Annotated in this window: 1 protein-coding gene and 1 pseudogene; both read left to right on the top strand. The window is 69.8% G+C overall.

From position 1 onward, the window contains the following. The first annotated feature begins 365 nt into the window (after positions 1-365). Positions 366-1,253 (top strand): acetyl-CoA carboxylase, carboxyltransferase subunit beta, encoded by an 888-nt coding sequence (gene accD / locus D183_RS0115495; protein ID WP_017909810.1) that lies wholly within the window; start codon positions 366-368, stop codon positions 1,251-1,253. 142 nt (positions 1,254-1,395) lie between these two features. Continuing rightward, positions 1,396-2,198, top strand: a pseudogene (gene glmM / locus D183_RS0115490) (phosphoglucosamine mutase); the annotation flags it as partial.

Raw genomic sequence — 2,198 nt, 5'->3', positions numbered from 1 at the left:
TTGCGGCAGGCGCTGGACGCGGGCTGAGCCCCGCCTGGTCCGTCGCGAACGCCCGCCGCGCGCGGGCGTTCGCGTTTTGCCGCAATGCCGCAAATGTGGTGCGTGCGGAGCATGCGGTACATGCATCGTTGGTCGGACCGCACGCGCCGTCGCTGGCCCCCGCTTGCGTGTCGACGATGCGGGATGGCGGCGACGCTACCGCACGTCCCGCGTTGCGCGGCCGCAGCAGGCGTCCTGGCGGCGGCCGCGCCGCTACCGGCCGGCCCGGCCGCTCCATTCGCCACCGTCTGCAGGCCACCGGGGGACCGAGTTAGACTGTCGCCCCTCTGCGGCTCTCGCGGCCGCCCAATGGATCGTCACATCGCATGAGTTGGCTCAGCAAATTGATGCCTTCGGGCATCCGCACCGACAGCACGCCCAGCAAGAAGCGCAGCGTTCCCGAAGGCTTGTGGGAGAAATGTCCCAACTGCAGCGCCGTGCTGTACCGGCCGGAACTGGAGGAGAACCTGGAGGTGTGCCCGAAGTGCGGCCACCACATGGCGATCCGCGCGCGCGCGCGCCTGGCCGCGCTGTTCGACGCCGACACCGCGCCGACCGAGATCGGTGCGCGCCTGGGTCCGACCGACGCGCTCAAGTTCAAGGACCAGAAGAAGTACGGCGAGCGCATCAAGGCCTCGCAGAAGAGCACCGGCGAATACGACGCGCTGGTGGCGATGCAGGGCCTGCTCAAGGGCCAGCCGCTGGTCGCGGCTTCGTTCGATTTCGCCTTCATGGGCGGCTCGATGGGCTCGGTGGTCGGCGAGCGCTTCGCCCTGGCCGCGGAGACCGCGCTGAAGATCGGCGCACCGTTCGTGTGCTTCTCCGCCAGCGGCGGCGCGCGCATGCAGGAAGGCCTGTTCTCGCTGATGCAGATGGCCAAGACCTCGGCCGCGCTCGGCCGCTTGCGCGAGGCCGGCCTGCCGTACGTATCGGTGCTGACCCATCCCACCACCGGCGGCGTGTCGGCCAGCTTCGCCATGCTCGGCGACATCAACATCGCCGAGCCGTACGCGCTGATCGGCTTCGCCGGCCCGCGCGTGATCGAGCAGACCGTGCGCGAGACCCTGCCGGAAGGCTTCCAGCGTTCGGAGTTCCTGCTCGAGCACGGCGCCATCGACCAGATCTGCGACCGCCGCGAACTGCGCGACCGCCTGTCCGAGCTGCTGGCGCTGATGATGCGGCAGCCGGCCCCGGCGAAGAGCGAGGCGGCATGAGGGCCGGGAATCGGGAATCGGGAATGGGGAATCGTGGTGTCGCGCGTGCGTCGCATCGCGCGGCAAGCCCATGCTTGTCGCGATCCCTGGACGTCTCCGGCTGTTCCCGATTCCCGATTCTCCATTCCCGATTCCCCAGCGCATGAGCCAACGCAAATACTTCGGCACCGACGGCATCCGCGGCCGGGTCGGGCAGGGGGCGATTTCCGCCGATTTCGTGATGCGCCTGGGCAATGCGCTGGGCCGCGTGCTGGTCGCCGGCGGCACCGCGCGGCCGACCGTGGTGATCGGCAAGGACACGCGCATCTCCGGCTACATGTTCGAGTCGGCGCTGGAGGCCGGGCTGGTCGCGGCAGGCGCCAACGTGCAGTTGCTCGGGCCGATGCCGACTCCGGCGGTGGCGTTCCTCACGCGCACTCTCGGTGCCGACGCCGGCATCGTCATCAGCGCCTCGCACAATCCGCACTACGACAACGGCATCAAGTTCTTCTCCGCCCACGGCGAGAAGCTCGATGACGCCACCGAGCAGGCGATCGAGGCCGCGCTGGACGCGCCGTTCGCCACGGTCGAGTCCGAGCGGCTGGGCAAGGCGATGCGCGCGCGCGAGGCGATCGGCCGCTACATCGAGTTCTGCAAGGCGAGCGTGCCGCGCGGCTTCGACCTGCGCGGACTGAAGCTGGTGCTGGACTGCGCGCACGGCGCGACCTACCACATCGCGCCGCTGCTGTTCCGCGAACTGGGCGCGGAGGTGATCGCGATCGGCGCCGCGCCGGACGGGCTCAACATCAACGCCGGCGTCGGCTCGATGCACATCGACAACCTCGCCGCCAACGTGCGCGAGCATGGCGCGCACCTGGGCATTGCCTTCGACGGCGACGGCGACCGCGTGCTGATGGCCGACGACCAGGGCAACCCGGTCGACGGCGACGGTCTGCTGTACGTGCT

The sequence above is a fragment of the Xanthomonas sp. SHU 199 genome (assembly GCF_000364665.1).
GTDB lineage: Bacteria > Pseudomonadota > Gammaproteobacteria > Xanthomonadales > Xanthomonadaceae > Xanthomonas_A > Xanthomonas_A sontii.
This window is presented reverse-complemented; position numbering and strand designations above follow the sequence as displayed.

What these genes read in the sequence shown, in the direction of transcription:
- accD (WP_017909810.1), top strand. Translation starts at nt 366, where the DNA reads ATGAGTTGGCTCAGCAAATTGATGCCTTCGGGCATCCGCACCGACAGC.